The 25,852-nt window shown below is 63.1% G+C and carries 25 protein-coding genes and 1 tRNA gene; 11 read left to right on the top strand and 15 right to left on the bottom strand.

Annotation, left to right across the window (positions count from 1 at the left end):
• The first annotated feature begins 14 nt into the window (after nt 1-14).
• Nucleotides 15-497 (top strand): YbaK/EbsC family protein, encoded by a 483-nt coding sequence (locus tag MAE01_RS01845; protein ID WP_147037843.1) that lies wholly within the window; start codon nt 15-17, stop codon nt 495-497.
• A gap of 9 nt (nt 498-506) precedes the next feature.
• On the opposite strand, the gene MAE01_RS01840 is transcribed toward MAE01_RS01845, so the two are convergent.
• Complete coding sequence (locus tag MAE01_RS01840; RefSeq protein WP_147037842.1) at nt 507-1,010, bottom strand: DUF421 domain-containing protein; 504 nt, start codon at nt 1,008-1,010, stop codon at nt 507-509.
• Nucleotides 1,011-1,114: 104 nt separating this feature from the next.
• Nucleotides 1,115-1,187, bottom strand: a tRNA-Lys gene (locus MAE01_RS01835).
• Between the two features lie 105 nt (nt 1,188-1,292).
• Between MAE01_RS01835 and MAE01_RS01830 the strand changes: the two genes are divergently transcribed.
• Both MAE01_RS01830 and MAE01_RS01825 read left to right on the top strand, forming a co-directional pair.
• The gene (locus MAE01_RS01830) at nt 1,293-2,096 is read left to right on the top strand and encodes an inositol monophosphatase family protein (RefSeq protein WP_147037841.1); all 804 of its coding nucleotides are present in this window, start codon (nt 1,293-1,295) and stop codon (nt 2,094-2,096) included.
• 12 nt (nt 2,097-2,108) lie between these two features.
• Nucleotides 2,109-2,684 carry a hypothetical protein gene (locus MAE01_RS01825; RefSeq protein WP_147037840.1) on the top strand — a complete coding sequence of 192 codons (576 nt, stop codon included), beginning with the start codon at nt 2,109-2,111 and terminating at the stop codon, nt 2,682-2,684.
• Nucleotides 2,685-2,957: 273 nt separating this feature from the next.
• Here MAE01_RS01825 and MAE01_RS01820 read toward each other — a convergent pair whose 3' ends face one another.
• The 4 genes from MAE01_RS01820 to MAE01_RS01805 form a co-directional block, all read right to left on the bottom strand.
• Entirely contained in the window at nt 2,958-3,959 is a 1,002-nt protein-coding gene (locus tag MAE01_RS01820) for a hypothetical protein (protein WP_147037839.1), read from the bottom strand.
• 214 nt (nt 3,960-4,173) lie between these two features.
• Entirely contained in the window at nt 4,174-5,508 is a 1,335-nt protein-coding gene (locus tag MAE01_RS01815) for a hypothetical protein (RefSeq protein WP_147037838.1), read from the bottom strand.
• Between the two features lie 44 nt (nt 5,509-5,552).
• Entirely contained in the window at nt 5,553-6,860 is a 1,308-nt protein-coding gene (locus tag MAE01_RS01810) for an ApeA N-terminal domain 1-containing protein (RefSeq protein WP_147037837.1), read from the bottom strand.
• A 98-nt stretch (nt 6,861-6,958) separates the two neighbouring features.
• A complete protein-coding gene (locus MAE01_RS01805; protein ID WP_147037836.1) occupies nt 6,959-7,243 on the bottom strand; it encodes a helix-turn-helix transcriptional regulator in 285 nt (94 codons plus the stop codon).
• A 616-nt stretch (nt 7,244-7,859) separates the two neighbouring features.
• On the opposite strand from MAE01_RS01805, the gene MAE01_RS01795 reads away from it, so the two are divergent.
• Nucleotides 7,860-8,750 carry a hypothetical protein gene (locus tag MAE01_RS01795; protein ID WP_186806089.1) on the top strand — a complete coding sequence of 297 codons (891 nt, stop codon included), beginning with the start codon at nt 7,860-7,862 and terminating at the stop codon, nt 8,748-8,750.
• 404 nt (nt 8,751-9,154) lie between these two features.
• On the top strand, nt 9,155-9,511 hold the full coding sequence (locus tag MAE01_RS01790; protein ID WP_147037833.1) for a hypothetical protein: 357 nt from the start codon (nt 9,155-9,157) through the stop codon (nt 9,509-9,511).
• Nucleotides 9,512-9,548: 37 nt separating this feature from the next.
• On the opposite strand, the gene MAE01_RS01785 is transcribed toward MAE01_RS01790, so the two are convergent.
• A complete protein-coding gene (locus tag MAE01_RS01785; RefSeq protein WP_147037832.1) occupies nt 9,549-10,163 on the bottom strand; it encodes a hypothetical protein in 615 nt (204 codons plus the stop codon).
• Nucleotides 10,164-10,362: 199 nt separating this feature from the next.
• Here MAE01_RS01785 and MAE01_RS15865 point away from each other — a divergent pair, with 199 nt between their 5' ends.
• Nucleotides 10,363-10,512, top strand: a complete 150-nt coding sequence (locus MAE01_RS15865; RefSeq protein ID WP_186806088.1) for a hypothetical protein — start codon at nt 10,363-10,365, stop codon at nt 10,510-10,512.
• A 139-nt stretch (nt 10,513-10,651) separates the two neighbouring features.
• Here the strand turns inward: MAE01_RS15865 and MAE01_RS01780 are convergent, their stop codons facing one another.
• Nucleotides 10,652-11,413: a helix-turn-helix domain-containing protein gene (locus MAE01_RS01780; protein ID WP_147037831.1), complete on the bottom strand. Its 762-nt coding sequence runs from the start codon at nt 11,411-11,413 to the stop codon at nt 10,652-10,654.
• Nucleotides 11,414-11,759: 346 nt separating this feature from the next.
• Here MAE01_RS01780 and MAE01_RS01775 point away from each other — a divergent pair, with 346 nt between their 5' ends.
• Together MAE01_RS01775 and MAE01_RS01770 are read left to right on the top strand one after the other, a co-directional pair.
• Nucleotides 11,760-12,191 (top strand): hypothetical protein, encoded by a 432-nt coding sequence (locus tag MAE01_RS01775; protein ID WP_147037830.1) that lies wholly within the window; start codon nt 11,760-11,762, stop codon nt 12,189-12,191.
• A gap of 315 nt (nt 12,192-12,506) precedes the next feature.
• A complete protein-coding gene (locus MAE01_RS01770) occupies nt 12,507-13,418 on the top strand; it encodes a hypothetical protein (RefSeq protein ID WP_147037829.1) in 912 nt (303 codons plus the stop codon).
• A 531-nt stretch (nt 13,419-13,949) separates the two neighbouring features.
• On the opposite strand, the gene MAE01_RS01765 is transcribed toward MAE01_RS01770, so the two are convergent.
• Together MAE01_RS01765 and MAE01_RS01760 are read right to left on the bottom strand one after the other, a co-directional pair.
• Nucleotides 13,950-14,543, bottom strand: a complete 594-nt coding sequence (locus tag MAE01_RS01765) for a hypothetical protein (RefSeq protein WP_147037828.1) — start codon at nt 14,541-14,543, stop codon at nt 13,950-13,952.
• A gap of 750 nt (nt 14,544-15,293) precedes the next feature.
• A complete protein-coding gene (locus MAE01_RS01760; protein ID WP_229718201.1) occupies nt 15,294-15,608 on the bottom strand; it encodes a hypothetical protein in 315 nt (104 codons plus the stop codon).
• 69 nt (nt 15,609-15,677) lie between these two features.
• On the opposite strand from MAE01_RS01760, the gene MAE01_RS01755 reads away from it, so the two are divergent.
• On the top strand, nt 15,678-15,935 hold the full coding sequence (locus MAE01_RS01755) for a hypothetical protein (RefSeq protein WP_147037827.1): 258 nt from the start codon (nt 15,678-15,680) through the stop codon (nt 15,933-15,935).
• A gap of 61 nt (nt 15,936-15,996) precedes the next feature.
• On the opposite strand, the gene MAE01_RS01750 is transcribed toward MAE01_RS01755, so the two are convergent.
• Nucleotides 15,997-16,629 (bottom strand): LysE family translocator, encoded by a 633-nt coding sequence (locus MAE01_RS01750; RefSeq protein ID WP_147037826.1) that lies wholly within the window; start codon nt 16,627-16,629, stop codon nt 15,997-15,999.
• Between the two features lie 337 nt (nt 16,630-16,966).
• Nucleotides 16,967-17,776 carry a hypothetical protein gene (locus MAE01_RS01745; RefSeq protein ID WP_147037825.1) on the bottom strand — a complete coding sequence of 270 codons (810 nt, stop codon included), beginning with the start codon at nt 17,774-17,776 and terminating at the stop codon, nt 16,967-16,969.
• A 299-nt stretch (nt 17,777-18,075) separates the two neighbouring features.
• On the opposite strand from MAE01_RS01745, the gene MAE01_RS01740 reads away from it, so the two are divergent.
• A complete protein-coding gene (locus tag MAE01_RS01740; RefSeq protein ID WP_147037824.1) occupies nt 18,076-18,414 on the top strand; it encodes a hypothetical protein in 339 nt (112 codons plus the stop codon).
• A 234-nt stretch (nt 18,415-18,648) separates the two neighbouring features.
• Here the strand turns inward: MAE01_RS01740 and MAE01_RS01735 are convergent, their stop codons facing one another.
• Entirely contained in the window at nt 18,649-19,560 is a 912-nt protein-coding gene (locus MAE01_RS01735; protein ID WP_147037823.1) for a hypothetical protein, read from the bottom strand.
• 192 nt (nt 19,561-19,752) lie between these two features.
• On the opposite strand from MAE01_RS01735, the gene MAE01_RS01730 reads away from it, so the two are divergent.
• Complete coding sequence (locus MAE01_RS01730; RefSeq protein ID WP_147037822.1) at nt 19,753-23,490, top strand: YobI family P-loop NTPase; 3,738 nt, start codon at nt 19,753-19,755, stop codon at nt 23,488-23,490.
• A 15-nt stretch (nt 23,491-23,505) separates the two neighbouring features.
• On the opposite strand, the gene MAE01_RS01725 is transcribed toward MAE01_RS01730, so the two are convergent.
• Nucleotides 23,506-23,910, bottom strand: a complete 405-nt coding sequence (locus MAE01_RS01725) for a hypothetical protein (protein ID WP_147037821.1) — start codon at nt 23,908-23,910, stop codon at nt 23,506-23,508.
• A gap of 17 nt (nt 23,911-23,927) precedes the next feature.
• Complete coding sequence (locus MAE01_RS01720) at nt 23,928-25,661, bottom strand: hypothetical protein (protein ID WP_147037820.1); 1,734 nt, start codon at nt 25,659-25,661, stop codon at nt 23,928-23,930.
• Between the last annotated feature and the right edge of the window lie 191 nt (nt 25,662-25,852).

Raw genomic sequence — 25,852 nt, 5'->3', positions numbered from 1 at the left:
GCTACGGTGGGGCCATGAGTGAAGCCGCACCTCTCCCCGAACGCAGCCGCCTCGTGAGGCAGCACCTGGAATCCGCCGGCATCGAGTCGGAGATCCGGGTGCTGCCTGATTCTGCGCGCACAGCGGTCGAGGCGGCATCAGCGATCGGCTGCGATGTCGCGGCCATCGCGAACAGTCTTGTCTTCGTCGCCGACGGTGAGCCCGTTCTGGTGATGACGAGCGGCGGCCACCGGGCGGACGTCGGCGTGGTCGCCGCGAGCATCGGCGCAGGGCGCGTGGAGATGGCGCCGGCATCCGTCGTTCGCGAGGCGACGGGGCAGGCGATCGGCGGCGTCGCTCCCGTCGGACACCCCTCGCCGCTGCGCACGTACATCGACGATGCGCTGGAACAGTTCGAAGAGATCTGGGCCGCAGCGGGGCATCCGCACACGGTCATGCCCCTGACGTTCGAGACACTGCGGCAGCTCACGAACGGTCAGGTCATCGCCGTCGCGTGAGAGGCGCGCTCACGAGGTGCCGTCGCCTTCGCCGTCTTTGGGGATCACACTGATCTCGCCGTTCGGCTCGAGGTGAGCTCGCTGCACCTGTGACACCTCGCTGAGTCCGTGGGCACGGAGTTGCGTGAGCAGTTCGTCTTCCGTGATGAACTCTCGTCGCATCGTCCGACGGTCGAGCCGGCCGTCGATGACGAGCGGTCGCGGCTTGCGTTTGAGCAGCACGGCCAGGCGTGGCCATCGGTAGGTCAGCGCGTCGAGGATCACGCTCCAGACCAGGACGGTCGCGACGGGCACGAGTCCGTCCAGCAGGTTCGTCCCTCCCCCGGTGAGGGCGTCCCCGAGGGCCGAGCCGACCAGGACGATGACCAGAAGATCGGACATGCCCAGACCACCGGATTCCCGCTGGCCGACGAACCGCATCAGCACCAGCAGAGCGAAGAACAGCACGGTGCCCCGAAGAAGCAGCTCCAGCACGGGTGTTTCCGTGGTGAACAGAATGGTCCAGTCAGGCATCGCGCCTCCCGCAGAGAATCGGTGTGAGGAAGCGTAGTCCAGCCTGTGTCAGTGGAAGCAGAAAAGCCTCGGAACACTGGCGAGAGTGTTCCGAGGCTTATCCGTGCACCCCCAGGGACTTGAACCCTGAACCCATTGATTAAGAGTCAATTGCTCTGCCGATTGAGCTAGAGGTGCGTGGCCCGGGTTACCCCCGGCCGAGGAATTACATTACCAGTTTCGCAAGCGCATGCGAAATCGGGGCCGCCCTCCGCGCGTCGCCCGGCCCACTATCCTGAGTACGTGACCGAATCCCCCGCAGCCGAAGGCTTCGCATCCGATCTCGCGCTGGCGCTCCGGCTGGCGGATGCCGCGGATGCCGAGTCGCTGCCGCGGTTCGACGCCGGTGACCTGAAGATCTCCACCAAGGAGGACAGGTCGCACGTCACCGATGCCGACCTCGCCACAGAGCGCGCGCTGCGCGCGATCCTCGCCGAGGAACGCCCGTCGGACGGGATCTTCGGAGAGGAGTTCGGCGTCGAGGGTGACGCGAAGCGCCAGTGGATCATCGACCCGATCGACGGCACCGCGAACTTCATGCGCGGCATCCCGCTGTGGGGCACCATGATCGCCCTCGCGATCGACGGCGTCCCGCAGGTCGGCGTCGTCAGCATGCCCGCCCTGGGCCGGCGCTGGTGGGGCTCAACGGGCGCAGGCGCGTGGACGGCCGCCCACAGCGGACCCCGCCGCATCGAGACCTCAGCGGTCGCATCCCTGGATGACGCCGCGGTCAGCTTCCAGAGCATCACCCAGTGGGCGGATGCCGGACACCTCCCGGCCCTGCTGCGCGTCGTGGACCGGGTCTGGCGCGACCGCGCCTACGGCGACGTGTACGCGTACATGATGCTCGCCGAGGGACGGCTCGAGATGGTCGCAGAGTTCGACGTCAAGGAGTACGACATCGCCGCCGCCGTGCCCATCGTGCGAGAGGCCGGTGGCAGGTTCACGTCCTTCGACGGTGCCGACAGCATCTCGGAGCGATCGTCGCTCGCGACAAACGGCATCCTGCACGACGCCTTCTTCGAGCTCACCCGCGCGAACGACTGACCGGAAGAACCGATGAATCCTCGCACTCCTGCCCTCGCATTCACGTCGATCGCACTGCTGGCTGTGCTCGCCGCCTGCGCACCGCAGCCCGAGATCGCCCCGACGACCACGCCGTCCCCCACCTCTGACACCGAGCCGGCATCCACGCCATCACCGGAGCCCACACCGTCCGACGCCGCAGAGGAACCTGCCGCAGATCCGACGTGCGAGACGCTCATCGCGCCGAGCACGATCGAGATCTTCGAGGAGCACGGCTGGACGTACCGGGAGGATGAGTTCCGCGTCGGCGCCGACGTCGTCGAGGGCGGTCTGCAGTGCGTGTGGGGCGACTACACGGTGGCGTCCGACCATGTGCAGGTGTTCGGGTGGGCGCCGCTCCCCGCGGACGAGTCGGCCGCCGCGCAGCAGAAGCTGCTCTCCGAGGGCTGGGCCCGCGCCGATAAGGACGATCACACCTACATCACCGAGGATCCGCAGTTCGCGATCGCGGTGGACGAGGCCGGCTACGGAATGACCTACGAGTTCGGCGACGGCTGGGTCACACTCGCCGACACCATGCAGAGCCTGGTGCTGATCGAGCGCCCCTGAGGGTACGACGAAGGCCCGCTCCCGGCGTGATGCCAGGGAACGAGCCTTCGTTTATCAGTGACAGCGGCGTGGTGGTGCCAAGTATGTTTTCTGATGTGTCTCATGTCTCACTCGAGATCATGTCGTCATCAGTTCGATGGACTCGATGATACACACGCCCGGTCGTAGCTGCTGACATCTGTCCCGGGCCGGGTGCTTCCAGGGCTCACTTTGGTGGCCTGGCGCCCATACGACCAAGTCCCGCTCGCGAGCAGTGGCTCGCGACGCCAGGTGTCAGGGATCTCGAGGACGATCATGGCCGGGGGGCCATGACCCGTTCCAGTCTGCAAAGCGCCGCGCCGCGGTGCGGGTTGCTTCGGCGCGCTGCTGCCAGCGTCGCGCCGAGTGCGGTGCCGTCTGAGATCCAGTCCGCGATGCTTCGAGCATCATCGACTTGAACGCGTCAAGTTGCGCTCGCTCCGCAGTAAACATGTTTCGCATGAGATTCGCTGGAGTGAGGCTTGTTCTGCTCAAGATCGCCGCCGCCCTTGTGACGAACTCCATTACGTCCCAAAGCAGATGTTGAATGTCGCGCCACTCGTCATCGACCCGTATGACCAGCCCGAGGGGTATCGCTTCGATTCCGAACTTAGTGATGGGATCGACGCATCGATAGTACGCGAATTCGGCCCTGTTCACGATTGCAGGTAGCGGGTCAACCCAATCGATCCAGTGCTCACTTGTTCGTGGCTCGATCTCGGTGAACATCATGACGAATTCTGGGTCTGGTATCACGGCGAGCTCGAGCGGAGCTTCATGTTTGTCTGCGTTGTGGACCCGATGGAACAGGGAGATCACCGCGTCGCCGGTGACGAAGGGCTGGATTGCACGGAGCGAGCGAATCATGGCCTGAGGTAGCGCCTTGATGTGCGCCTGACCAAGCATGGACTTCCACGCGGATTCAGTGACCGCTATAGGAAAGTAGGTGTTGCGACGCTGTTTGTCTGTGAGCGGCGGGTTGGCCGCATCTGTCACTGCCTGGGTCATCGCTATATCCAGGACCGACTGCGCGCGCGCCAGTATGTCCCGTAGATCCTCGACGAAATCGTCGGGAACGAGATCGCCTCGGACTCCGTAGCGGTAGATGATTCTCCGATTCCCGTCCCTAATCGGGATACCGCGAACAACTACGTTAGTACTGAGGTGCTGCGTCGATGAACGCAGGAAGTTGAAAGACTCGTCGATCATTCGTCGATGACGTTTCGCCCAGACGGGCTCCGGCTTCTTTACTGACATGTTCTCATTCCTACGCGCGGCTTCAGACGTTAGGGAGCCATCCCGGCACAGAAGTGACTTCGACGAGACCTCTGCCCCTTCCATCCGTTGGCCTCTTGCGCGCTCTACCACCGCGGCGAGCACTCGGAGGCTAACGCGTGGATGGATAGTTCGTGAGAGAACGTCTGCCCCGCACATCCTTAGGCCCTGTCGCTCGTCCCTCCATCGACCAGTTCTAGTCGTCCGCATCTTCCGGAGCCTGCGCGCGCACGCCGGAGATGATTGAGCGCAGCGGCTCACGCCAGTCCGCTCGCGCCAATTCGAGTTGGAACTCACCTCGAAGAACCTCGTGCACCTCACCCGCAGTGAGACGCCAGCTTGCGGTCACTTGCTGAGGAACCTCATCGGGCCCATCCGCGAAAAACACGAGAATGACATCTTCATCGGGAGTCGTTACCCTTTGCTCCGCATGCAGGCGCCGCAGCTCGATGACAAGTTCCGCAGGCTCCTCCACTGCAACGCGTATGGAACCGTTGTACGCGTCCGGGGACACGACCGGCTGTATGCCGCTTAGCGCGGCCCCATACAAATAGGAGTCCTTTCCCCAGTCAGTCGGTCGAGTCGAAAAGACGTCGACGGTGTTGCCTTGCTTCTCCCAATACAGCGCAGTGACTGATGCGTCAAAGGTCATATCAACTCGGACATCTCTCAGCGATGTGGTCGTGTTGTTGACGATCTGCAACGCGAAGGGACGGGTCATCTGAGAAGCAAGTTCGTGAAGTCCGGATGCGGGCGCCGCGAACGCCTCACCTCGCCATTCCTCGACCTCGTCGAGGAACTGCTGGCGGCTGCGGCGATCCGGGCTGAATGAACCTTGCAACGCAGAGAAGGGGGAACGAGAAACCGTAGTCTCGACCTGTGCTTCCAGGCGCTCCGTATGCCAACTCACCAGACCACGGAGTTCTGCCGCATCGATGACCAGCGCTTGAAGAAAACCGACCGGCTCAATGATCACGTCCAGAGTCCTGCTCTGCAGCCGCGCCCCGGCCCTGGAAATCATCGCGACCAGTTCCGGCCCGGTCGCCTTCCGAGTGGCGCCCTCCACTCGGATGTATACGTCACCACTCACCAATGAATCACTGGACTGAAGCACTGGCCGGACTCGAAGGTCTGGCGGATCCACGATGAGGAGGACGTAGTCTCGGCCACCGCCGGCTGGCACCAGGTCGATATCCCAGCCGGGCGGATCGGATCCTGCGAACGCCTCAATGTCGCGTTCAAGGTCCATGAGCTCGAACTTCGGTACGCCGGCGATGCCATCGAGAGTCAGCCCCAGCACCATGACCGCATGCCCGTCGAAGTGCCGTCCTGCTTTGGCGGGGTCGCGGTGAGATGCTCCGAGAACGAACTTCACGACCTTTCGCCTGTCGGCCTTGTCGTTCAGATCGAAGCCGCTCTTCAGTTCGAGGTAGTGTCGTTCAACTCGGTCGTCGCTCGCTTCCAATGCTGCGAGGAACGCCGCCCGTGCTCGATTGCCAGTCGGCAGCTTGCTCGTGTCCACGATCCCCATAGGTCGATTCAATCTCATCAGCTGCCCTGGCACCGAGCCGCTCGTCAAGACCAGGGCAGTTTCAATACTGTAGACGCGGCGCGCCTCTGAACATCTCTTGGCAATCCCGTCTCGGCCATGAACACGAGCGAAAGCAACGAGGACGTAACCCATTCGAGCTCGAAAAGGTCTCGTTCGGCATCATCGTTACCGGTGTGAGCGAGGGTGTTGCGCGCCCGATGGAGATCCTGTGCCCATGCTTCGACATCGGGGACGATGCGCTCCACCGCCACTTCATCCGGTATCCCAGCCAATTGACGAAGTCTTGTGCGGTACGACACCTTGTCCTTGAGAGGATGCGTGCCAGCCATTCCGGCGCTCAGCGCCTCCGCCACGATGGCAATAAGCAACAGACGAGCCTCGGTGTAGGTGGGCCTCGCATACTGCAGGCCAAAGAAGACGTTCGACGCATCGGCTGTGCGCCGTCTGAGTCGTATCCAGGCGGGAACGAGATCCGCGAACGGAAGATCGGCGCAACGGAAACGGAACTCCCAATCGTGGGGCGCCTTCCTGTCTGGCTCTGCGGTGTGGATCCGTCCGCCGAACGATTCGACGCGAGTCTCGTACTCAACCGCCGAACCGTCTCGGTCTGCCATCACCTGATTGTCTCGGTGGATGAGCGTGAGCGAGATCTGCCCACACGGCCGTCCTGCGGCGAGGGTGAGCAGATCCATGAACTCGAGGATGACGCGGTGGTAATCACGTGCAGGTCGAGGCTCGGGAGCGTGCACGACAACATAAGCAGCGACAAAGCTGCTGACGCTTACTCTCGCATGGAGCACATCGGACCGAAAGGGCTGCGGTGTCCGTCGGGCAGTGATCGTCCATCCGTCGAACTCTGCGGTCAGATCTTCGATACGACCAACCGATGCGGCCTCACAGTCAGCATCACCGTTTCGCTGAACCTGGTCCTCGATGCCTAGCCAACCGGTGAGGTTTTCGATCTCGACGATGGCCGAGCGGAATGCAGGCTCGTCGTGCTCGACATGAGCGCCGATGAGCGCGTCCTGAACCGTGATGTCGAGGCGTGAGCGGTCCCGATGCGAGAACCCATCCATGGCGGTGGGGAAACAGTTGAGCAGCGTGACCGGCTGATCACGCACGAGACCATGTATCACCTGAACGCGTTCTTGCTCGATGGCTCTTGCCTTCGGATCGTCCGGATGCTCCAGGGCGGCCGCTGAACCCAGGTCAAGACTTCCTATGAGCTCAAGGGCACATCGACCAGCATCGTCAACGACGAGCTGACCAGGTGCGGCGTCGGCCGGTTTCCCAGGCAGCCACCAGTGCCCTCGAAAAGTCCGTTCGCCCATGTCTCTTCTCGCTCGTCCGCCGCAGTGCCCCGCTGAGGTTCACGTTAGATTGTTGGCCCGACGTTCGGAACGCGACGAGCCTGCGGTGCAACTCACCGTCACCGAGTCGTTACGTCTGGGGCGTTAGTCGGCAACAGTTCCTGAAGTGAGACTTCGAAAACCTGGGACAACGCGAGAAGAGTCAGCAGAGTGGGGTTGGCCGGCGCCCCTGACTGGGCCTCGCCGCGCTCATAGCGCAGGTAAGTAAGCCTGGAAAGCCCCGCTCGGTAGGCGACTGTCTCCTGAGACAGCCCCTTCGCTTCGCGCAAACGACGAATCTGGAGCCCAAGCGTGAAGGCGAAATCCTGCCACGCGCTGCTCTCGCTCGTTGTCCGTCGTCCCACACATCAAGCCTTGCGAGAAAGCAATGGGTCATGGTTTTGTCTATGTGACATAATTTCCACAGCCATACGAAACATTCACTTCCTCGACGGAGCGCACCAGCGCGTCTCGACCTGCACGTGTGCCGCTGCGCATCGGCTCTGGGTCGCCACGATGCGTTCGCCCCGTCCAGGTCGACCCCGATTGTTGAGTAGCAGTGACTGATTCGCGACCGATCTGGTGGCGTGCCACCGAGGCGCCTCCGCCGGCGGCATGGTGTGACGCGTTCGACGCGCTCACCACTGATGAGCTTGCGGACCACCAGGGTCTAGGAGCAGGAATCTATATTGCGCGCGTTCGCCGCCGCACGGGGCGCGGACCGACCTTTTCCGAACTGTTCGCGGAAATCTTCAAGGACACGCCTTTGCATCCGGAGTGGCCTGAGGATCTGACGAATTCGCAACGCTCGGCGATTCGGAATTCGTTTCGCCTCCATGTCGCTATCCAATGGAAGCGACGAGGATGGATCAGCTGGGATCCGGGGGTCGCCCGTAGCCTGCGAGTGGGACCAACGTTTCGGGAGCGCTCGCGTGCCCGGCAGGCTGCGAGGGCACAGTGACTTCAGACCCGTACAGGCCAGTGGTCGCGGTCGATGTCGATGGTGTGCTGCGTGTGCCGAACGCGAAGCCCGGCCTGGAGTTTCGTGACGGCATCATCACGGCCGAGATCACGATGAGTAGAGCGGCATACCCCACGCTCTTCCACGCCATGTTGCGCCCGGACGATCCTGATGAGTGGACGGAGACTCATAGTTTCTCGGGGATCGGGGCGGACTGGATACGCAACTTGATTAATCGCGGTGTCGAGGTGGTGTGGGCGACGACGTGGCTGGGGCACGCGAATACCTACTTCGCGCCGGCGCTGGGGGTGCCGTCGCTGCCGGTGGGTGTTGTGGACGATGGCTGGTCGGATTGGTCCTCAGCTTCGTGGAAGTCACGCCAGCTGGGCAGCAACTGGGCCGGAAGGCCGCTGTTGTGGGTGGACGACGTGCCGGTTCTGTATCCAGAGGCGCGGCTTGATCGGCTCCGCCGTCCCGTGGACCGGGCACTGACGAGGTCGTTCATCGTGCCTAACCCCACCTTCGGAATTCGTGCGGCTGACGTCCAGATTCTCGACGAATGGCTCGCCCTCACATCGACCGAGGCCGGTCAGCGGGAGCTTCGCCGGCAGCGCCAGCTGCAGTTCCGGCGCCGCCGCGACCGTTTCAGACGCGAACGGTGGGGCACCGAGGCCGCCTATCGGCGGTGGCGGAAGTACAGGCGTGCACTCAACGAGGTGTTGGCTCCGGACAGCGTTCTAGGGAGCACCCTCACCAGTGAACTTGCCGAGCACGAGGGCAACCTCAGCCTTGCTGAGATCGCTTTTCTGCGCAAGGAATGGGGCGACCGAGCAGACCCGCCCGCCGAGGAGCTGCTTCGAGTCATCGAGTCCGTCCGCCGGCTGGAAGACGATGCTTCCACGAAGCCGTAGGTCTCGCCGCGCGCGAAGGCGCGCTTGCCCCGTCTGATCTCCGCGTCGAGCGGGCTTGGCACCGGTCTGTCTGCCGAGGTGCTGCAATTGTCCAACGACCTGTTGGACAATTTGCGTCGAGACGGCGCCAGCCGGATCTGCATGTCGGACCCCCACGAGAAGATGAGCCATGCACATTCACGCGACCGCGACGATTCGAGGATGGGCGTGATGGTCTTCGAAGCCTGGCATAGGCAGCGCGAGGTGCCGCGGGCTCTCCTCGACGACGCACGCCCGGGGCACCTGTGGAGTGAATGTGATTGTGCAACGACCCATTGCACAATTCGCGCGTGTCGGCGTGAGCGCGGTCGCTGCCGAAGCTCGCGGACGGTCGGCCGTCGTCGCGTGGAGTACAGCGACGGGGCGTGGGACGCTCTGGAACACTGCCCAAGCGTCGACGCCGCCTGAGTGCATCGGACGGAATTCAGATATGGCCGGGCAGACCGGGACGGCGTCTGCCGAAGGGCAAGCCGAAGGGGCGCAACGTCGCCGCCCAGATCACCAATGAAGCCGCGGCCGCTGAGACCATCACACGTCTCGGCGCGCCACGCACCATCACCTCAGGTGACCGCCACCTCGACGTCGGGATGATGCGGCGGGCGGACGAGGCCATTCAGCCCGCGCACGGTGCCGGCGCCGCCGGCATCCGCCAAACCGCGCGGGCAGGCGTGCTCGCTGGAGAAGACGTCATCGCCGAGTTCCGCCGCTTCGCAGGGCGGTAGCCCCGCGGGTGCGTGCGCGGTAGTCCTTGGTCCGCGCTTACTGTGCGCAGCCGAGGTGGTTGACGACGACGTACGTGCGTCCCTTGTAGCCGTTGGCCCAGTCCTGTACCTTCGCGAGCCCCTCGGCGTAGCTGGGCTGGGGACCTTGCGGGCCGCCCCCAACGGACACCCAGATCCGTTCGAAGTAGGGGTCACCGTACGGCCCGTCATGTGTTGCTGACAGCAGGCAGGAGTAGGCGACGAGGTCGAAACCTCCGAGGCGTTCGGCTTCGGTCTCCAGCGCCTCCATGGCCAAGGCACGGCTGGCGTCGGCGGCGCCGTTGCTGGGCTCGATGCGCCCGAAGTCGGGAGAGGCGGCCCTGATGTTCTTCTCGACCTGCAAGCGCACGGCCTCAGGGACCGGAACCGCCCAGTCCACGACGATGTGCTCGTCGCCGACGGGATACGCGGTGAGCAGTTCGCTCTTGTCGGCGTTGATCCGCTCCGCCCATTCAGGGGTCACAGAGTCCCCGGCGGCGAACACGGGGACGAGGCTCTGGCCGGTGGTGGCCATTCGGCCTGATGTCGGTGGTGCGGGCTCTGCGGCGCAGCCGGTGAACGCGAGCACGGCGACGAACACGTCCGCAGCGAGAGTTGCAGTCTTGGACAGCATGATGGATCCCGTCGTGTCAGTGGTCAGTGAGGACTATCGGCCGACAAGGGGCAGTTCGTTCAGTCCGCGGAGAGGATGTACTTCTCGCGGAGATCACTCTCGGCGACCCACCGCGTGGCCCAACCGGTGCCCGTTTCAGAACGCGAACGGCCGCGTCGGCCGGCTGGTGATGTTCGAACTGTGCCTCACAAACAATGTGATGCCGTTCGTCGTGTTGGACGACGAGAAGGCGGACTACTTCCGAGGTCTCGCCGAGTACGCCGATGAGCCCGAGCTCCTACGCGACACATTCCGCTACTTCCAGGACGTCTACTACGCACGCTTCGAGACGTTCATCCCCCGAGGCTGATAATCGCGGTGGACACCCGAGGTGGCGCTCCGACCAATTCGCCACGGGTCGTTGGCGAACTCGTATGTCCGTTCTCGGGAGCTACGCCTTGTGGCCGCCTCTGGCGAGGTCGATGGCTGGCGAGGACGGGTGCGACGGTTCACGCGGTGGCGATGTCGGGCCAGTCCCGAGCGGCAGCTTCGGCCTTGTCCTGTTCCCGTCCGCCGGAGGCGAAGGCATCCAGCATCGCCTGCGCGCGAGTGACGAACCGCAGCCCGCCGTCTTCCTCAATGCCGGACATCTCGTTCGAGGTTGGGGCGACGAGCTTTGTGCCGTGCAGCGGTTCCGTCTCAGTCAGCCCGAGACGCGTGATCATTTTGCGCGGGTCGTGAACATAGATGATGGGAACTGCTGCCAGGGAAGTGACTCGGTCTGGCCGGGTCGCAACCAGTCCGGAGATTGCATAGTCGATGCCGGCTGCGGTCATGAGGCGCGGAAGATCCTGCCATTCGCGCTGGCCGGGAGCCTCCACGTAGATCGGCCGGCCGGCGCGGCGGACGAACTTCGCCGCGTTCCCGGCTGCCACAGCCAATGCGAGGACGTCAGGCGGCGACGGCGGCTTCACCCAGCCCACTCGACGCCACGCATCAAGCCATCGAGGATCCGCATCTTTAGGACGCCCCTCAAGGATCGCGCGCGCAGAAGCGATGGCGCTGACGTCACCCGCAGAAACCACCGTCTGGCCCGACAGCACCATCCCCACGCCGTTCAGCAACTTCTGCAACGTGCCCCAGGTCGGGTCAAGTGTCCCGCTTTCGATGCGGCCGACCGTGGACGCGGACACTCCAGCAAGCCGCGCGAGATCAGCTCGGGATAGACCGCCCACGGCGCGAATGCGCCGGACAATAATCGATGCCTCCATGCAGCCCCCTCGCGTCTACGCGAGCCTACGCGGGCTTCCTCGAGACGCTCATCAACCGCCCTGTGCCTTCCCAATTCTCCAACGGGTCGTTGGAGAAGTTCAGCACCAGCGCATCGACGAACAAAACCGCCAACCTGTCCACCTCTGGCTTCGGCTGAGCCGCACTCGCCGATGCGCCGGGGCGACTGTTCAGCACGCTGCTGGACCGCTTCGTTCGCGATGGTGGACGCCCGAGAGTGGCGACCACTGCGCGAAGAGCAGGCGAGAGCCATGGCTTCCGAGCGCTGAGCAGGGTAATGATGATGTAACCGAGGCCGCGTGTCCCCTTGGTATACAGGAGCCAACGATGAGCGATAGCCCTCTCCCGCCGAACCCCGACGAGCCCCGACCGGACGGCGACGAACCAAACCCATGGGCGGACATCATCGGCCCGTGCTACACGACGCAGTCGATTGCCCGCGCCCTCGGCTGGACGGGACCGCAGGTGGCTGACGCTGCCGCATCACTTCACCTGCTGGAGCTGCGCACCGAGGACGGTGTGCTGCTCTACCCGCAGTTCCAGTTCTGGAACGGAGCCGTGGTGGATGGTCTCCCTGAGGTCCTCCGTGTTCTTCGCACGGGGACCGAATCGCGATGGACGTGGGCGCAGTGGTTGAACACGCGGCTCCCCGGCAGCGACGGTGTCGACGAACCGAGCTATATCGAACGGCTGCGGGAGGGGCAGCTCGACTACGTGCTCCTGGAAGCCAAACACGACGCGTGGTCGTGGAGCTCCTAATGGTTCACTGTGGAACTGTCACGGCTCGATGATGTCCCCTGGCCGGACATGGATGCTCGGTTCTACATGCATGGGTATGACGAGCTGCACCTGGCGGTGGAGCTTCTTCTCGGAGTACTCGAGCGGGAAGGTCGACCCGATGCGTAGTGGTCGTCGCATCGTCCGGTTCACGTCCGGCGGGCGGGAACGGCGGTGACGGCGCTATACGGGATTCGTACCGCGGGCGGCTTGTTCGTCGTGGATGTCGCGGCGGGCCTGGTGATCCACGCGCCTTTCACCATCACTCCGGTGGGGCAACCGGGGTGGCAACCGGCGATGCTCGCACTCGACACGTTGCAGGGGGACCCGGTTCGACCTATTGACAACGAGGAAGTGCTTGATGAGATCGCGTTCTGGGGCGGCATCCTCAGGTCGGAGGATTCCGCTGACGGTGAGCGGATCTTGTGGTGCGTCCCGCTTCGGATCTTCGAGGACGACCCGATCCACGCGGGTTTGGTCGTGGCGGGCGGGTTCGTCTTCGCCCGCGAGGAGATGACCTCGTTCAACCGGCTGCAACCGGGCGGCGCGAGCGCCGGCATGCCAGACATACGGGCCGTACTTGGTCGATACGCCGATGATGAGTCTGTACTCGCGTTCGAGGTCCCACGCGGGTTCGTACTCACCCCGGGTCGGCGCGGCCGCGCCGACGCCCACCGACAGATCCCGGCCGAGCTGGAGGCTGTCACGCTGTTCGTTACCGCGTCCGGGTCCGTGCACGCCATCTCCGCAGCCGGGTATTGGTCGAAGATCACCTCACGCTCGCATGCCGTACCGGCCGGAGCGGGGAGTTGGCACAGTGGACTCGTCGTCGCCGTGCCCACCAGCGTGGCCACCACGGCCGACAGCGTCGGGGAAGCGATACAGCACCCAGACTCCCGACGGGGCGTCGAGCAGGTAACGCTCGGCGACCACCTCTACGTCCACACGCGCGCCCAGTGGACGCTCACCACGCCTATCGTTCGCATCCTCGCCGGCATCCTCGTCGACCGCGTCGACGATAGGGGCACGTACGTTGTTGCGGGGCCGGACGCGGCATGGATCGTCGAGGACAGCGTGCTCCTGCCAGTCCACGACGGCGACATCCTGCCCGCTCCCGTTTTCCTGGCCGTCGGCGACCGTGTCGGGAGCTCGGTGATCACGTGCGTCGTGTGGCTGCAAGAAAGCACAGCACCGACGACCGCGGCTTGACCGCTCGATGGTTGGAACGACTGGGCGTCCCTGCTCAAGGTGTCTAGGCACAGGCTGAGGTGTTTTCTCACCGACACTGGGCTCTTGGGTAGGGCGCGCGTTGTGCCTAGATCAGCTCGAGGCGACGAGCATGAACCCGCCTGGCAACGATCTCAGGCGTGTTGCTGGTATGCGCACCGATGACGGCATGCTGCTCTATCCGCAGTTCGAGCTCTGGAACGGAACCGTGGTGGGCGGGCTCCGTGAGGTCCTCCGTGTTCTTCACACAGGGATCGAGGACTCGTGGACGTGGGCGCAGTGGCTGAACACACGACTCCCCCGGCAGCGGCGGCGTCGACGAACCCAGCAACATCGAACGACTACGGGACGGGCAGCTTCAGGATCGTGCGCGAGGGCGTCCTTCTTGGTGGCGTGACGGGCGGTGCGCCCTGGCGGATGTCGACCGTCGCGACTCGCCCCCGGTGCACCAAACATCCTGCTCACGGCGCTGATCGTCAGTCTTCAAGGCTGGGTGGGATTGAGCCTGTGGACTCAGCGCTTGACGATGACGATGTTCGCGCCGTTGTCGGGGTGGTAACCGAACGTGGCGTCGTAGCCGTCCCACTTCTCCGTCAAGCGCCCGGAAGATGCGGTGACGGCTCTGATGTTGGACTGCACGTATCCTGGGACGGGCAGCTCTTCGAACACGCAGTCCATCGCCAGGGCAGTAACACCCAGCGGGTCGATATCTTCGCTCTTAGTCTGGATGATGAGGGCCGCTCCGTCGTCCTCCACGGTGAGCACGCCCTCGTACAAGGGCGCTGCAGTCTCCATCAGGTCTCCGGAATCCCAGTCATTCTCCTCGAAATACTTCACCAGCGCCTTGGTTCCCCCGCACACCTCGTAAGTGCGCTCGATCTGTGTAGGCTGCGTGACGGCATAGACGACGCCTCCAGCGGCGGCAACGACGACGACCGCGCCGACGGCGACGATGGCCGGGAGCTTCCAGCTGCGCTTCCGCGACGTCTCAGAGAACTTCTGAGTGGCGAACGACGCCGGCTCCGTTTCTGAATGCGCGGGCGGAACGGCATCGGCACCCCGCGACGGATCCGACGGCTGAGCGGGATTGGGGTTGTGATCTGACATGGGGCTCGTTTCTCAGAAAGTGGCTACGACCATTTTGGTGGGATGCACGGGCGTTCTGCCCCTTCCGAGTCTGGCCTAGACCGCTGACATCTGAACCATTCGACTAGGAGCATCTCAGCAAAACCCGGGCGCGACTACCCGAACCGCCAACGGTTCCAAGTCGTCCTCTGGGATGTCGATGACGTTGAGTGGCCTACTAGGGAGCTGCAGTTGCCTGCACGCGCTCGGGAAGCTGAGGCTTTCCATGGCCACCCCGAGGATCGACAGCCCGGCTGTGAGCGAGGCCGCGGCGTGGTTCCTCTATGCCGACCGCATTGAAGTGCTCCATGCCTGCTGCACGCGAGATACTCGATGCCGCGCCATCACCTCGGAGCAGGTCTGCCTGTGGATCGTATACGAGGCGAGACCACTTCAGTCCGGGAGTACATCGTCTGACGGCCAAGACCTGCCAAGGTGGTTGCCAAGGTCAAACTCCGGAAAAATCCCAGTTTGCAGCGGTAAGACGTGGCACCTGCCAAGGTTGCCAAGTGTGGGGTGCCCTATGTAGGGGATTTCAGGAGAGAAGTTCCCCTATTTGCTACTTACTTACTTTTCTCTCTCATGAACACTATCTACTATTTGGCAACCTTGGCAGCGGTCTCCGATCCCAGTCGAGAGTAAGGAAAGCTCCAGCCAAGGTGACCTTGGCAGGTCCTTGGTTTCCTTGGCTGATTCGCCCCATTCACCCTGAGGTACGGCGTCGTACTGGGGCTACTGGGCGCGCGCCTGCACAGCGCTACCCCACACCCAGCATCGGAAGATCTGGTCGCCGGCCCGGAACTCGATCCCTGCAGCCAGCGGCGTTGACCTGGCGAGCTTGGCGTCGACGCGCACGGCTTCGGATCCGAACCTCACCCAGGCGAGGACCGGTTTCAGCGGCTGCGGGTAGATGGTGAGCGGGTGCTCACGCAGAGCAAGCTCGCGGTCGGTGAGCGACTGCAGCGAGCCTGCTTTCGCCGCTGCAAGTATCGCCCGGTGCTGCGCCTGCATGTCGTAGTACGGAGCGAGTCGCTTACTTGTCCCCACGTCGGCGTTCCTCTCTCCGACCGACTTTCACTCTAGCAACCTTCGAAGCTATGTTCTATCATCGATGTCATGCTCACCACCGTCGAACACCCTGTGACCCTATGGCTCAGCAACGACATCCCCGTCCGCATGGTCTACGGTGGCCAGCGGTGGAGAATGACCGACACCCCGACCCGCCTGCGCCACTCAATCTGGAGTGCGCCGCTCGAGGCGCACCACGGCCTCTACGGATGGCGATTCCAAGGCACGAACGACCAGGGCACCTCCCTCGTCTTCGACGTGTACAAGGGAGAGCACGGCTGGCACGTCCATAAGAGCTACGAGTAGCGGCGGCTCCTCCAGGGCAGAGAGACCCGCCAGCTGCGGCATCCGGCGATTCGAGGCGAATTCAGTTCTTGGACCCTGCGAACGCGAGCGTCCCACCCAGCCCGATCATCATCGCGCCCCCGGCGCCGGAGAGCGTTGAGATGCGGCGCGGAGATCTGGCGAACCACGCGCGCGCAGTGCCGGCGGCTAGGGCCCAGGTGCTGTCGAAGATTAGAGCGATTGCCTGGAACGCAAGGCCGAGGGTGAGCAGCTGTGCCCACACGGGACCGGCGGTAGGCGCGACAAACTGCGGGAGCACTGCCACGAAGAACGCGATGGTCTTCGGGTTTGCGAGCCCCACGACGAAGCCTTGGCGCAGCAGCCTCCACGACGACAGCGATGGGCGACCCGTATCCACGACGTGCGCGTTCCGGTGCCGGATTGCCTGGATCCCGAGCCAGACCAGGTAGAGCGCGCCTACGACCTTGATCACGGTGAACGCGACCGCGGAGGCGGCGACAATCGCGCCGACTCCGAAAGCCACAGCGACAACAGCGGGGATCGTCCCGAGCCTGTTCCCCACGACGCTAAGAACTCCCGCTCGCCGACCGTACGCGATGGACCGCCCGATGACGAACAGCACGCTCGGCCCGGGAATCACGATGATGACCACGGATGCGAGCGCGAACGCGAGAAGGTTCTCGACGGGGATCATGAACATCAACGTACTCGGTCGGATCGCACGCCGTCGGCCGACCGCATGCGCCTCTCCCGTCTTCCTCACTAATGACGAGGTAGTTACGTACCGCTCGACGACACCGCTCACGTTCTCAGGCCGCCGCATCGTGCCCGGACCTCGAAGAGTTCCATGAGGTGGTCTGGTTCACGAAGCATGAACTGTGGCTAGTAGTACTGCGGGCCGTGTCGCATCTGAGACGGTTGCCGAGCACGACGCGTGCGTATGCAGTTCTTGAACCTGCCCGCCTTCAAGACAACTTCTCGGCGTCGCAGCGGCCGGACTCGCTTCAATCGCCCGGTAGTGACGGCGGTCATCAGACTGACGCGTAGTAGCGCTGGTAGGCAAGCATCCTTTCGTGCAGCCTGAATCCGGCGTCTCCGAGCTCGTCAGTCTTCGCAGAGTGCTGCTTGTACGCTTCCTGCGACACGTCATGATCGAGCCGGGTAGTGAAGTGATCGCCCCGCGTCGACACCAACGGCAGAAATTTATCCAACCACGCCTGTGCTCCCTCAGTCAGCGCCCGAAAATGCGCGGACAGTTCGTCGTTGTGAGCAACGCGAGTCATCGGCAGCTTGGAAAGCTCCTCGATACGACCAACCGCCCCGCGAGGAATCTCATAGGGGAAAAACATGCCGAGCATCGTGAGAGTCTCCTCGTTGGAGGCGTACTCGAACAGCTGATCAGCGAGCTTTCCGTCCAGCTTGCCAAGAGCCGTTGACGTTTGAGCCAACGCCTCGGTGGCTTTCAGTTTTTCTCTGAGGGCGCTGGTCTCCTCGACGGCGCGCAACGCTGTCTCTCGCTCGTCGACTGCAGTACGCTCCGCGATACTTGCCGCCTCTCTCGCGGCGGCCGCCTCATTCGTCGCCGTCACGGCCTTCGCGCTTTCAGAGGCCGCTGCGCGCGCCGCAGCACCTGCCTGCTCTTTTACTGCGGCGAGATGCGCGGTCAACAACAGGATGCAGATGATGAGCGCGGCGATGGAAACCCAGAGGACCCAGACTGCGTTCTCATTGACCCAGCTGCCGACCTGGAGGAACCCAAGCAGGATCGTCAACGCCGCCGACACGACGGTGCCGAAGACCGCGAGCGGTCGAAAGATGAATCTTCTGTTGTCCGTGCTCACGCTCTGAGACTAGCGGCCGCCCACGCGAGTGCCGATGCAGCCTAGGGCGCAACTGAGACCTACGAAGCTTCACATCACCCTGGGTCGGTATCGCAGTTCTCATCCTCGTTGGAGTCGGCCTGCTGATACCCGCGAGGTCGGAACAGTCGTGACGCGCAATCTCCTTATCGGATGCCACTCTAGATAATCGCAGGGGTTGCACGCATCGCGCCGAATGCGTGTACAGTCAATCCAACGGGCTCTTGCACCAGGCGAGAGCCCACGACGCGCTTGCTTCTCGCGAGCGGAATGGAATCATCATGAGCAACGTGCTTTTCGTTTCCGTCGCCCAGTCCTACCAGCCCGGCATGTCCGCCGACGAGCTCGTAAGGGTCGCGCAGCGGGCTTGGGCCATCACGGAGAGTCGCGGTCACGAGATGACCCACCTCGTCGCAGTGTACGAGGGTCAGCCCCTCATGGCGTGGACAGTCGTCGACGCCTACAAGACCGACGAGACGTACAAGACCTCCGGGTCGGAGCGCCCGCGCATCGGGTTCTCCCTCGGCTCCCCCGTCCCCATCGAACCGGCGTGGCACTTCACGCGCGAAGAGTTCGGGAAGAAGCTGCGCCGCGGCGTGACGTTTGAGTATGGCATTTGACCGACAGACGTGAAGCCGCCCGGACGCTCGGGCGGCTTCATGACCTTCGAAGCGTGGGCGACCACCTACTCCGGGATCGTCGACACCCGCGGACGTGAGGAGCGCCCCCTGTGGCGCTCTGCACGGATCTGCCGAAGCTACTGACTGCCCCTTGGACGGCCACCAGTCTGACCGTATTTCGCGTGACTCTGATGCGAGCGCGTCGCTGAACCTTCTCGTCGACGTCGAAAGGGTTCAGTTCATGATGTTCGACAGCACCGCGTTGTAATCCGCTTCGAGGGCAGAGCGAAACCAGGCCCTGGCGGCGTCAACGTTCACTGCGTGGCCACCAGCTGTGATGCCGAGCAGCTGAGGGAGCTCCCAAACGCTAGAGTGCCCGAACCGTGCGGCGTAAAACCCGACGGCGTTGATACCGTAGCCATCGTCGGGGTCGTCCATGAGCGCGTACCCGAGGATCTGGTAGATGTCAGCGCTCGTGGGGAAGAACGCCCGAGCACCGGTGGTCTGGTGCGGAGCGCTGGTGCCGGACTTGAAGTCCAGGAGCATGTCGCCGGCGATGATGTCCGCTTCTGCTTGCACCAGGTCTCTGACCGCAGGGAAGGCGACAGGCGCTTTCCGCGCCGGTTCCAGGTGCGGGTAGAGGTGCTCGGCGGCGACTGCTTCGAGTTCCCGGAGCTGGCGGATGCCATCATCGGGGGTGATGCCGAGGAGCGCGTCGATGCCGGCCGCGTCGCGCACGGCTTTCTCGAGTGCACTGTCGGGGTTGGCGTGCCCGCCGCGGACGATGCTGGCCAGTTCCGCCAGCACCCAGATGTACCGGTAGAAGTCATCGTCGGTGGCACGACCGGCTTTGTCCTCGTGCGCGTACTCGGTGAGCCGCTGCGCAATCAGGCCGTACACGGGACGCCACACGTGGGATGTGGGCGGGTTCAGCGGCACGTAGTCGTCGATGAGGAGGAATCCGCTGAGGATGTCGAACGCTGTCCCGACGGTGCCGGCGTTCGCGTCCCCGGGGTGGACGATGATGTCTCCGGCCGCGGCGCGCACGAGCCTTCGAAGCTCCAGCGTCGCGGGGTACATCGCCCTCATGTGCCGTGAGACGTTCGACTGCTTGTCCTCGAGCAGTCTTGTGAAGATGGGCCGCATGGCTCGAACGTAGCAGCGGCCGTTGATGTGACCGCGCCTGAGGACCGGACGACGAGCCGGACGGTGTCGTCCCTGAACGTCTTAGTTCGAGCCACCGACGAGCGCCCCCGGACATTCACTCGTAATCGGCTCTCTCAACAGCGTTCCCCACCGTTACCGTTCGGCGCACCGTATTGAGAATACGATGTCGCCATGCCAGACAATCTCATCTCGACATCAGCCGATGATGACCACGCCGAGGGCACACCTCCCCGAACTGGGCAGACTCTGCGCCTGGGGAGCCTGGCGCCGAAATTTGATCCCCCTCGTCACCAGTTGTACTTCGACCTCCTCGAGCGCGCTATCGCTCACGGTGGCAGTCGGAACATCGCGCTGACTGGCGCATACGGTACCGGTAAGAGCAGCGTTCTTCAGCACCTCAAAGAGCATCCCCGATACCGGGAAAAGACGGTCACCCTCGCTCTCTCCACAATCGCTCCGCGAAGCACATTCGATGGCGATGAGACTGCTTCGTCACCACCCTCACAGGTAAACCTCATCCAGAAGGAGATCGTCAAACAGCTCCTGTACCGAACCGCTGTGGCCGAAGTTCCTCGAACGCGGTTTCACCGTGCGAGCGTGCCGCCCCGGTTCCGTGGCCTGCGAAGCGCCCTTGTCATCGGGCTGAGCATCGCGTTGGTCCTCTTCGCTCTTGGCCCGCTGCACCCGCTGATCACGAGCTGGTTCGATGGTTGGTGGCGCCACGCTCTCGCCTATATTGTCGCGACCGCGCTTCTGGTGGGCGCAACGTGGCTTGCTGTGCGCATCGTGCGCTCGCGACCGCTCATGAGCGCCTCCGTGAACGCTGCGATTACGACGGTCACGCTCGCGAAGAAGTCGGACACCTATTTCGACGCATACCTAGACGAAATCGTCTACTTCTTCGAGGCGACGGGGACGACGCTCGTACTGATCGAGGACATCGACCGGTTCGAAGACGCCGAGATCTTCGACACCCTTCGCGCGCTCAACAACTTGCTGAATGAATCTCATCAGCTCAACCGACGCATCGTCTTCGTCTACGCGATCCGCGACAGCGTGTTCGAGAAGATCGGCGCCGATGCGCCGGAGAGGGAAGGCAGTACTCAGCTTTCCGACCGCGCCAAGGAGGCACTGAAGCGAGCCAGCCGCACCAAGTTCTTTGACGTGGTCATTCCTGTCGTGCCGTTCATCAGCCCAGACAACGCGCGAGATGTGATGTCGAAAGCGATGAAGAGCCCGGACTTCAAGATCAAGCCGGCGTTGATCCGGCTGGCCGCCCGACATGTCGCCGACATGCGAATGATCCACAATGTTCGCAACGAGTTTGAGGTGTACCGTCAGGAGCTCGTTGTCGCGAAGCGTGCTCTTCCGGATATCAACGACAACCTGGTCTTCGCCATCGTGCTGTTCAAGAACACACATCTCGCGGACTATGAGAGCATCAGACACCGCGATAGCTCGCTGGATCACCTGTACGTCTCCTGGCGGGCGCTCGTCGCGCGAGCGATTCCTCTGGCGACCCGACGACTCACCGAGTATCGAACGGCAACCCGCCCCGCGCCCACCGCCGAAGAACAAGCTCGAGCGCTTGGGCTACGTCTCCATGCGCTTCGGGATGTTCTCAACGACTCGGCTCCCGGCACCTTCACAGTGTCGCTAGCCCCTGAGATTGACGATGCCATCACGACGCCGTCTGGGTGGGCGTCGGTCGCTGAAGACGGCGAAGTCGTACTGAGTCTGAACCGCAATAACGGCACCTCAACCGCGTTCGCCATCTCAACCGAGAGTTTGACGCGTCTCCTGGGAGCCCCCGTCAACCCGGCTGATTGGGCGACGCGGGACACCAAGCTGGCTGCGGCCCAGGAGCGCCAACTCGTCGAGACGGTCGCCCTCCTGCGCCATCACACTTGGGCACAGCTGCACACGCGACAAGATCTGACGATCCCCGCCGATGAGTTGGATCTCACCGATGAAGAGGATGCTCGGTTGCGGGCAATCCTAGGCCAGAGAACGGAGGCAAGCTTCGCAGACCTCGTGTCCGCCATCTTGCCATCCGAAATGTCGCGCGAACTCGTGCGGCATGGATACATCACGTCGCACTTCGCCCTCTACGCGTCGAACTACTACGGGAAGCATCTCAGCAAGGCCGCCCGCGAGTACATCTATCGATGCATCAGCCCCGGCGTGCCCGATACGAACTATCCCCTCACCAAGCGTGACATCCAGCACATCCTTCGTGAGCAGAAGGCCGATAAGAACGACCGAGCGGATCTGTTCAATGATGCGAGCGTTCTGAATATTGATTTCGTTGACTACCTGCTGCGAGAGCGTCCTGTAGCCGCTTCTCTCGTAGGGCGGCAACTTGGAAAGATGGGCGACGCGAAGTTTGAGTTCCTCGATGCGTATATGTCGCAGGGCGCCTCGCCTGGCGCGCTCCTCGCGACGATGGTTCCCCATTGGCGGGAGGCCACGCACTACGCTGCAACAGCGAGCGCGGTTGCCGATGACTCACGCCTAGCCGTTCTCGATGCTGTGCTTGCAGAGATCCAGGACGATAGCCAGGCGTCCAGCGCGTCCGTTGCGGCAATCATCGCGGAGCACTATCGGCGGCTCACGAGTTTTACGTCTCCCTCGTCGACGGCACACGCCGCTTTCGTCATCGGTCTGCTCGACGGCCACGGCAATCAGATACCCGATCTGACTCCTCTTTCGGCTGATTCTCGGGATGCCGTACTTTCGCTCGGCATGTTCCCTGTGACCCTTGTCAACCTCCGCGCGTTCGTGCCTAGCGGGAATGTCGATCTTGGCGCTCTTCGTCAAACGAATCGCGATCTCTATAACCACATCCTTCAGAACATCGCGGACTACGCGCATCTGACCCAATCCAAGTCGCAGTCAGTCACCATGGTGGAGAACGTCTCGCAACTCGTGACGCTGATCCGAGATGTGCAGGCAGTGGACCGCGAGAAGCTCTCGGTGGTGTTTGACGCGACACTCCCCATGCAGGTACCAGAGCTGTCTGTCTTCGAGATTGACGCCTGGCCAGAGATAGTCGCAGCGCAGAGGGTGGTGCCGTCGGCAGTCAACGTCGCTGCGTATGTAGAGCAGTACGGTGTGGACCAGCATCTCGCGAAGTTGCTGAAGCCTCGTAAGATCCTCGATCCCGCGAAGCTCGATCCAGCGACGCGCGTGGATTTGGCGCATGCGATCCTTCGGGCGAGGGATGTCATCTCCTCGACTCTCGCGCGGGTACGTACCGTATCGACGCTCGACACCGGCAAGTTGGAAGCATCCGCTCTCACCCCTGAGAGCGGCGATCTTGTCGCAAGGCTGCTTGCTGCGCGGCTTCTGGAAGATGACGCGAGCGCGTTTGGCAGCGCACTCATGGTCGATTGGGTAACGCTCGAACGGACCATCAAGGTGTCAAAGCAATTCGCCGCTTTCGTTGTCCCGGCGATCTTGCCAAGTCGATGGATCGCTTCGTTCCTGCGTAGTACTGTGCCGACGCAGAAGGCCAGGACTGCTGTCGTGACGGGTCTTCCGGCGTTCCTGTCCGGGGCGACTAGGGCGGAGGCGCGCGGGATTGCATCCGTTCTTCTCGCCCAGGAGTGGAGGCTTCGTCCGGCCCGCATCTCGGGATTGCAACAAGCAGGTGCTCTCCGAGAGCAAGTTGTGGCGCTCATGGCTAATAGCGAAACGTTGGTCGACCTTGACGATGCTCGCCAGATCCTCCTTGCTCTGGGAGGCGACTATGCTCGTGTCGCTAGTGGCGGTAGTGGGCGGCCGCACTTTCCGCACGACGCCCCACATCGCGCGGTCATTGAGCGGTTTGTCGGTACCACGGTCAAGCACGTGAGAGAGGAAACCTTCAAGCGTTTAGGCCTCAGGTACGTTGCTCGTCTCCAGTAGCGCCGGCACACAAGCTCATAGCCCGTCTGCCTTTCGAACTGCACGATTGATGGGGACCACCGTTGGCGACGGCTCCTTGGGGGAGCTCGCGACGAAGTAGGCGTACAGAGCCTGAAGGTGCGCGTCGCGCTGAGTCTCGAGTTCGACAATTCGCTCGCGGGCAGCCTCAAGATCCTGCTTCTCTCGTCGCGCCACCTGTTCCTTCGGCGACAGCCCTTTGTTGACCGGGTTCAGCGCGGCGAAGCGCGCGTTGATAGCGAAGGGGGTCTTTTCTCTTAGGTCTTGGGCGAAGGCTCGGGCAACCGTAGGGTGGGACAGGCTCGCCAACTTCTCGATCTGCCGTTTGGTGCGTTGCAACTCGTCGTTGCTCGCGATCTCATCGATGGCGTCGGCGATACGACGAAGGACGTCTTCGCTCACGGCGATGTTGCTCGACCTCATTCGGATTCCCCCAAGAGCTCTGGCGGACGGAGGGCTCGCAGCTCCTTCGCGATCTTGGCCCGGCCACGCCGCAGGTTAGTCTCCAACGCGGGGTGCAGGTTCGATGCGTCCAAAGCCCGGTCATGTCGCTCGAGCTGCATCTCCCAGACTGGCACATGAGCTTGATGAAGAACCGCGTTAGGGCAATCGGTAGTGAAGCAGACATGGTCAGCGAGCTTGGGCCCGCCAGGTCCGCATGCGGCCGTCTTCTCTCGATAGGCGCAGTCGTTCACGACTCCCAGTGTGTAGTTCTCGGCGACGCGAGCGATTAGCTGGTCTGCACGCTTTGGGTCAGAGATGACCTGGACGCGGATGTTCTCGAGCTGATCTCCGGAAGGTCCTGCAATGGGTGTACCGGAGAAGAGCAGACGCTTCAAGTCCTGGCGGATGGCTTTCGTCCGCTCGTCGGTGATGACTGTCGTCGCGGCGTGGTGCTGGTCCCGCACATATCCGCTCGTCGCGCGAATCGAGGCCTTGCCGAGCTGGATGCCCACCCCGATCTCGGCCCCGGGGTAGGTAGCGGCGTAGACCGCGAGCGTGCGCCGAAGGGATGTGGCGTTGATGGCGTCTCGGGGACGCAACAAAATGGGGTTCAGATCCAGGTCCGTGCCCCGTCCAACACGTTCTTCTGGACCGGCGTTGACGAATGCGATGAAACTCTTGAGATCGCGCGCGAAAGCATACTCGCCTCCCTCCCCACCCTGCCCTGTCTTGCCGCTGCGAGAGAACAGTCGGCCAGTGAGGCTTAGCTGCTCGAGCGCATCGACGGCAGTTTGAACGACGGACGGCACCCACCACGAGCGGGCTTTCCCTCCTACCTCTTGACTCTTGTACGTCATGGACCTCACGGAGGGAATGACCGCTGAGATGTCGAAGGCGTCTCGTCGAAGAGCCTGAAGTTCACTGTCCCGCATGCCGGACATGCTGGAGATCATGATGTAGCAGGCAGCACGAAGCACTCCAGGGAGGTGCTCGGCCTCCGCAAGGCCTATCTCCGCTGCCCACGTGTCTTCGGTCGGCATCAGACCGCCGTATTCCATACGACCTGCGGCAACAGCGTCCTCGATGAGTTGGATCGCCTCCGGGGTGTAGTTGTGACTTGTGCGCTTCCGGACGTTCTCGCTGATACCGAGAGTGCGCCAGATCTGTGAGAAGTTGATGCCGCCGCGCGCCTGATGCTTGGAGCGACCGACGCCGGTGTGCAGTGGGATGAGGTACCCGCCGTCGAGATGCTGTTGCAACTTATCGACCGCCGACTGCCCCGTAACTCCGCGACTGAGGTACTCGCTCGGGCGCGCGGCTCGGAACGCTCGTTGCATGTCGATGATGAGCGGTGAAAGTCTCGTGATAACTGTGTCTGCAGCGACCATGAGGGGTTGCCATGTCTCCCAAGGCAACGGCGGGGTCTTATTGCCCTTGTCCGTGGACTCCCCTGCGACATTCGACGCGTTCTCCGCGGGCCATGGCTGGAATGACAGCGGATGCTGTGCCAGAGGTGCGAGCATCGCGATCTTCTTCAGCGCCACGACGTAGTGGCGCACGGTACTGGGGCCATTCGGCCGGCCGTCCTCGCGGTGTTTGCCACTCCTGAGATCACTCAGAAAGTCATTGGCATGGTCTTGGTTCCAATCGCCGAAGGTGCGCAGCCCCTTGCTCTCGCCCCAGGCGGTAAGAATTGCGAGGTCGGTCACCGTGCTGAGTATGGAGGACAACGTTGCGACCTTCCGGCGGATCGCGACGCCGGCGAGGACAGCGACAGGATGATGGGGACGACCTTGCAATAGGACATGAAGTTTGACGTCGTTGCGGTATCCGGCCGGAATCCTTGCGAAGCGGACCCAACGACTGGGGTGCCCGAGGGGCCTGATGTCTTGATAGTCCC

This window comes from Microbacterium aerolatum, from assembly GCF_007988825.1.
GTDB lineage: Bacteria > Actinomycetota > Actinomycetes > Actinomycetales > Microbacteriaceae > Microbacterium > Microbacterium aerolatum.
Note: the sequence above shows the minus strand (reverse complement) of the source record. Positions and strands in the feature narration are given on the sequence as shown.

Excerpts from the sequence above, each read along its gene's own strand:
- MAE01_RS01770 (WP_147037829.1), top strand. The coding sequence starts at position 12,507 with ATGCTCGCACTCGACACGTTGCAGGGGGACCCGGTTCGACCTATTGAC.
- MAE01_RS01815 (WP_147037838.1), bottom strand. The coding sequence starts at position 5,508 with ATGGGGATCGTGGACACGAGCAAGCTGCCGACTGGCAATCGAGCACGG.
- MAE01_RS01735 (WP_147037823.1), bottom strand. The coding sequence starts at position 19,560 with ATGCGGCCCATCTTCACAAGACTGCTCGAGGACAAGCAGTCGAACGTC.
- MAE01_RS01750 (WP_147037826.1), bottom strand. The coding sequence starts at position 16,629 with ATGATCCCCGTCGAGAACCTTCTCGCGTTCGCGCTCGCATCCGTGGTC.
- MAE01_RS15865 (WP_186806088.1), top strand. The coding sequence starts at position 10,363 with ATGCCGTTCGTCGTGTTGGACGACGAGAAGGCGGACTACTTCCGAGGT.
- MAE01_RS01765 (WP_147037828.1), bottom strand. The coding sequence starts at position 14,543 with ATGTCAGATCACAACCCCAATCCCGCTCAGCCGTCGGATCCGTCGCGG.
- MAE01_RS01730 (WP_147037822.1), top strand. The coding sequence starts at position 19,753 with ATGCCAGACAATCTCATCTCGACATCAGCCGATGATGACCACGCCGAG.
- MAE01_RS01810 (WP_147037837.1), bottom strand. The coding sequence starts at position 6,860 with ATGGGCGAACGGACTTTTCGAGGGCACTGGTGGCTGCCTGGGAAACCG.
- MAE01_RS01820 (WP_147037839.1), bottom strand. The coding sequence starts at position 3,959 with ATGTCAGTAAAGAAGCCGGAGCCCGTCTGGGCGAAACGTCATCGACGA.
- MAE01_RS01840 (WP_147037842.1), bottom strand. The coding sequence starts at position 1,010 with ATGCCTGACTGGACCATTCTGTTCACCACGGAAACACCCGTGCTGGAG.
- MAE01_RS01780 (WP_147037831.1), bottom strand. The coding sequence starts at position 11,413 with ATGGAGGCATCGATTATTGTCCGGCGCATTCGCGCCGTGGGCGGTCTA.
- MAE01_RS01740 (WP_147037824.1), top strand. The coding sequence starts at position 18,076 with ATGAGCAACGTGCTTTTCGTTTCCGTCGCCCAGTCCTACCAGCCCGGC.
- MAE01_RS01825 (WP_147037840.1), top strand. The coding sequence starts at position 2,109 with ATGAATCCTCGCACTCCTGCCCTCGCATTCACGTCGATCGCACTGCTG.
- MAE01_RS01755 (WP_147037827.1), top strand. The coding sequence starts at position 15,678 with ATGCTCACCACCGTCGAACACCCTGTGACCCTATGGCTCAGCAACGAC.
- MAE01_RS01785 (WP_147037832.1), bottom strand. The coding sequence starts at position 10,163 with ATGCTGTCCAAGACTGCAACTCTCGCTGCGGACGTGTTCGTCGCCGTG.
- MAE01_RS01775 (WP_147037830.1), top strand. The coding sequence starts at position 11,760 with ATGAGCGATAGCCCTCTCCCGCCGAACCCCGACGAGCCCCGACCGGAC.
- MAE01_RS01845 (WP_147037843.1), top strand. The coding sequence starts at position 15 with ATGAGTGAAGCCGCACCTCTCCCCGAACGCAGCCGCCTCGTGAGGCAG.